The 3,949-nt window shown below is 70.7% G+C and carries 7 protein-coding genes; 3 read left to right on the top strand and 4 right to left on the bottom strand.

Features of this window, described 5'->3' with window-relative positions; genetic code table 11:
* Window positions 1–604, bottom strand: a 604-nt coding sequence (locus GJV64_RS12270) for an alanine racemase (protein ID WP_205599623.1), incomplete at its 3' end; no start/stop codon positions are given.
* 49 nt (window positions 605–653) lie between these two features.
* Here GJV64_RS12270 and GJV64_RS12265 point away from each other — a divergent pair.
* Genes GJV64_RS12265 through GJV64_RS12255 form a run of 3 tightly spaced genes read left to right on the top strand, consistent with a single transcriptional unit; the run spans window position 654 to window position 2,429 of the window.
* Entirely contained in the window at window positions 654–1,205 is a 552-nt protein-coding gene (locus GJV64_RS12265) for a TetR/AcrR family transcriptional regulator (RefSeq protein ID WP_164157515.1), read from the top strand.
* 49 nt (window positions 1,206–1,254) lie between these two features.
* Window positions 1,255–1,677, top strand: a complete 423-nt coding sequence (locus GJV64_RS12260) for a hypothetical protein (protein ID WP_164157513.1) — start codon at window positions 1,255–1,257, stop codon at window positions 1,675–1,677.
* Between the two features lie 2 nt (window positions 1,678–1,679).
* Entirely contained in the window at window positions 1,680–2,429 is a 750-nt protein-coding gene (locus tag GJV64_RS12255; RefSeq protein ID WP_164157511.1) for a peroxiredoxin-like family protein, read from the top strand.
* Here the strand turns inward: GJV64_RS12255 and GJV64_RS12250 are convergent.
* The 3 genes from GJV64_RS12250 to GJV64_RS12240 form a co-directional block, all read right to left on the bottom strand.
* Window positions 2,415–3,308 (bottom strand): MBL fold metallo-hydrolase, encoded by an 894-nt coding sequence (locus GJV64_RS12250; protein WP_164157509.1) that lies wholly within the window; start codon window positions 3,306–3,308, stop codon window positions 2,415–2,417. The two genes, GJV64_RS12255 and GJV64_RS12250, sit on opposite strands and share 15 nt — an antisense overlap.
* Entirely contained in the window at window positions 3,308–3,763 is a 456-nt protein-coding gene (locus GJV64_RS12245; protein ID WP_164157507.1) for a DoxX family protein, read from the bottom strand. Before GJV64_RS12245 ends, GJV64_RS12250 begins: the two co-directional genes overlap by 1 nt.
* Window positions 3,760–3,949 (bottom strand): hypothetical protein (locus tag GJV64_RS12240; RefSeq protein WP_164157505.1); only part of this gene is annotated, 190 nt, incomplete at its 5' end. The genes GJV64_RS12240 and GJV64_RS12245, both read right to left, overlap by 4 nt.

The following is a 3,949-nucleotide window of genomic DNA, read 5'->3' as shown; positions in this document are numbered from 1 at the left end:
GCCGCTGCGCCGCAAACACCGCCGCTGCCCGCTCCGCCTCGGCGGACGCGGCCAGTGCCGCCGGCCCGCCACCGGCATAGGAGCCGCCGGCATGGGTCAACACACCAGCCACTTCGACGCCGTGTCGCGCCAGTTCATCGGCAATGCGGATCAGCTCGGCGCTGTCCGGCGCCACCCCGGCGCGATGGCCGTCGCAATCGATCTCGATCAGTGCGGCGGCGTTCACGCCCGAGGCCTGCGCCGCCTCGCCCAGCACCCGGGCCTGGTCCACCGTGTCGAGCACCGGCTTCAGATCGACGCCGCGGGCGCGAAAGGCCAGCACGCGATCACAGCGCTGCGGCGCCAGGCCGACGGCGTGGATGATGTCGGCATAACCATGGCCGGCGAAATAGTCGGCCTCGGCAAGGGTGGACACGGTGATCGGCCCGGGGCCATCGGGGTGCAGCCGGCGGGCAGCGTCGATGGATTTCACCGTCTTCATGTGGGGGCGCAGCGGCACGCCCAGCACACCGAGATGGGCCTGCAGCCGGGCGATGTTGGCATCCAGCCGGTCGCGGTCCAGAAGCAGGCAGGGCGTTTCCAGGTTGGCGGGCGGGGTTGGCATGACGGCTGCCCTCTTGCCAGCATGAGGGCGACGGCAGCAAGAGGACGTCATGGGAATCCGGGAAGACCAGCGCGAACGGGTGGTGGAGGCGCTGGCCGCGCACCTGCTGGCCAACGGGCTGGCGCAGACCAGCCTGCGCCCGCTGGCCGCCGCCGCCGGGGTGAGCGACCGCATGCTGCTCTATTATTTCCGCGACAAGGCCGATGTGCTGGAACAGGTGATCGGGCGGCTGGCCGATGCGATCGCCGTCGGGCTGGACACCGCATTGCCGGCACAGCCGCTGCCGCCGGCACAGCTGATGCTGGCCGCCAGCGAGCTGGTCCGCAGCCCGGCGATGCAACCCTCCATGCGGCTGTGGATCGACATCGTGGCGGCAGCCGCCCGCGGCCAAGCGCCCTTCCCGGCGCTGGCGCGGCGCATCCTCGATCAGTTCATGGCCTTTCTGGACGCCCGCATCGATGCCCCGCCCGGGCCTGAGCGCCGACAGCAGGCGGCGCTGGTGATGGCGCTGATCGACGGCATCGCGCTGTTCGACATGGTGGGTGACAGCGCGCTGGCCGAGGCGGCGCAGGCGGCGCTGCCCTCCGGAGAATTTCTGTAGCGCTCGCTACAGAAATCCGCCATCCTGCGCTGCGAAAGGAGGGCGAATCATGACTGTCGCGCAGCACCGCCGCTGGCTGAAGTTCACTGCCATCGCCATCGCCATCTTCGGCCCGGTGTTCTCGCTGGGCACGCTGCCGGCCATCGAGGAGCCGGCGCGCTGGTCGCTGGATGTGCTGGCCTGGCCGCTTGATGGCGCGGAGACCTATGCCGAGCCGACCACCCGCTTCCTCACCGCCATCACCGGCGGCTTTCTGTTCGGCTGGGGCATGATGGTCTGGTTCCTGGCGACAAATGTGCATGCGCTCGCCCCGGAGCCGGTGCGTCGCGCCGTGGTCGGCGGCCTGCTGGCCTGGTGCCTGCTCGACAGCGCCGGCTCCATCGCCTCGGGCCACGCCATCAACGCGGGCTTCAACATCATCGTGCTGCTGCTGCTGGTCGGCCCGCTCTGGTGGCCAGCGCGCGATCATTGACCATGCTCCGCCGCTTCATAGCCGACGCCTATGCACTTCATGAGAGCAGTGCGCTGTTCACGGTGATGCGGGCCAGCCTATGGGCGGGCATGAACCTGCGTGACCCGTCCTCCCGCTTGCCTGGGCGGCAATCCCCCGTACCGTGGCCGACGGCTGAGCCCGTTGATCCGGTTTGGCACGCGCGTGCCGATCGGCTGGTGGCGCGGTTGCGGCGGGTGGGCGCCGGCCGGCTGGCGCCGGTGGCCGGCCAGCAATTCCCGGATCTGGTGCTGCCCGATGCAACCGGCCGGCTCACCAGCCTGTCGGAACTGTGCCGCGATGGCCCGATTGTGCTCAGCGTTCATCGTGGCCTCTGGTGCCCGTGGTGCCGGGCCGAGCTGGAAAGCTGGCAGGCGGCGCTGCCGCTGCTGGCGGAATCTGGTTGCCGGCTGGTGGTGGTGACGCCGGAAACCAATGGCCGCGCCGCTGCCATGGCAGCGCTGGTGGGGCGCCAGGCGCAGGTTCTGTGTGATGTTGATTTCGGCGCCAGTGCGGCGCTGGGGCTGGCGCATTTCCTGGGGGTCGACCTGGTGGCTGAATATGCGCGCGACGGGCTGGACCTCGCCGAACATTATGGTGCTGCCAGCGGGGTGCTGCCGATCCCGGCCACCTTCGTGATCGAGGTGGGAATGCGGGTGCGCTTCGCCCATGTCGATGTCGATTTCCGCCGCCGCGCCGATCCGGCACAGGTCATCGCCTCACTCCGGTTTTGAGGCCGGATAGCAGCCGCCGTCGTGCGCGATGCTCACCGCGCCGGCATAGGCCTGCCGGATCGCCGCCAGCCCTTCCGCCTGCCGGTCGAGCGCGCGCTTCATGTTGTGGGACAGCACCAGCCGCCCGGCGCCCAGCCCAGCGGCGGCCTGGCCGATCGCCGATGGCGGCCGGTGTAGGCCGCGCGGCTGGCCCGGGCCTTCGGGAATGGCGTGATGCATCACCAGCAGCCCGGGCCGGCTGCCCGCCAGTGCCTTGTCGAAGCCGTCTGAAAATTCGCTCTGGTCGCCGGCCAGCACGGCGGTCTGGCCGCCGCTCCTCACCACGAAGGCCAGCGCCGGCACCACGCCATGATGCACGGCCAGCGCCGACAGCCGATAGTCCGGCCGGTCGATCAGCAGCGTCTCGTGCCCGCTGTCGCTGTCGCCTGAGGCGACTTCGGTGATGACAAGGCGCGGCTGCGGCCCGGCCAGCCAGTCGGACAGATAGCGAAACGCCCCGCTGCGCGCCTCCAGCAGGCTGGCCATGTGCTGCGCAAGGCCGGGGAACAGGCCGCGCCCATCCGGACCGAACAGCGCCAGGCGCGCCGGCGGATCGGCGAAATTGGCCGATTTCAGGATGGCCGGCAGGTCGCCGGCATGATCGACGTGCAGGTGGCTGATGGCGATGGCATCCAGCGTTTCGGGCGGGATGCCGGCCTCACCCAGCCGCAGCAGCGCACCGGGCCCGGCGTCGACCAGCAGGCGCGGGCGCCCGTTCACCAGCACCACATAGGCCGGCCCGGCGCGCCCCTCGGCAATCGGTCCGCCCGAACCCAGCACGGCGACGCTCAGGCCGGTGGCGGGGCAGGCCAGCGCGCCGGCCAGCAGGAGCGCCAGCATCAGGCGGCGGCCGCGACCGGCACGCGCGGCCGCTCCAGCCCCAGCAGATGATCGAGCGACAGCGCGCCCGGCCCGCGGGCGATGATCGGCAGCAGGATCGCCGTCCACGACAGGTGGGTGGGCCAGGCGTCGGGATAGACCAGCAACTGGATCACCGCCGTCATGCCGAGCAGGCCCAGCGCGCCGATCCGCGTGAACAGGCCCAGCGCCAGCAGGATCGGCAGCACATGTTCGGCCAGCGTGCCGGCCTGCGCGGCCAGCTCCGGCGGCAGCAGCGGCAGCGCATATTCATATTCGAACAGCTGATAGGTGCTGTCCTTCAGGGTGAAGATCCCATCCACCTTGGTGCGGCCCGACAGGAAGAAGATGGCGCCAATGCCGAACCGGCAGACCAGCAGCCACAGCGCCTCGGGCAGGCGGGAGAGCATCGCGGCAATTGCAGCATAGGGATTCATCGGCCGTCTCCGGTGGCAGGAACAAGGGCGCCGGCGGCCGCCAGTGCCGGCAACTGGGCAAGCGCATCGGCGTCGAGCCGAGCCAGCGGCGTGCCCGCTTTCAGCGCGGCCAGCAGCAGCTGCATGGCCGGCGGCTGCGCGCTCACCTGCACCCGGCCTTGCACCAGGCAGACCAGCGCCAGTTCG

Source organism: Sandarakinorhabdus rubra (genome assembly GCF_010994245.1).
GTDB classification, from domain to species: Bacteria; Pseudomonadota; Alphaproteobacteria; order Sphingomonadales; family Sphingomonadaceae; genus Sandarakinorhabdus; species Sandarakinorhabdus rubra.
Note: the sequence above shows the minus strand (reverse complement) of the source record. Positions and strands in the feature narration are given on the sequence as shown.

Coding starts and splice junctions, on each gene's coding strand:
- GJV64_RS12265 (WP_164157515.1), top strand. CDS start 654: ATGGGAATCCGGGAAGACCAGCGCGAACGGGTGGTGGAGGCGCTGGCC.
- GJV64_RS12245 (WP_164157507.1), bottom strand. CDS start 3,763: ATGAATCCCTATGCTGCAATTGCCGCGATGCTCTCCCGCCTGCCCGAG.
- GJV64_RS12250 (WP_164157509.1), bottom strand. CDS start 3,308: ATGCTGGCGCTCCTGCTGGCCGGCGCGCTGGCCTGCCCCGCCACCGGC.
- GJV64_RS12255 (WP_164157511.1), top strand. CDS start 1,680: ATGCTCCGCCGCTTCATAGCCGACGCCTATGCACTTCATGAGAGCAGT.
- GJV64_RS12260 (WP_164157513.1), top strand. CDS start 1,255: ATGACTGTCGCGCAGCACCGCCGCTGGCTGAAGTTCACTGCCATCGCC.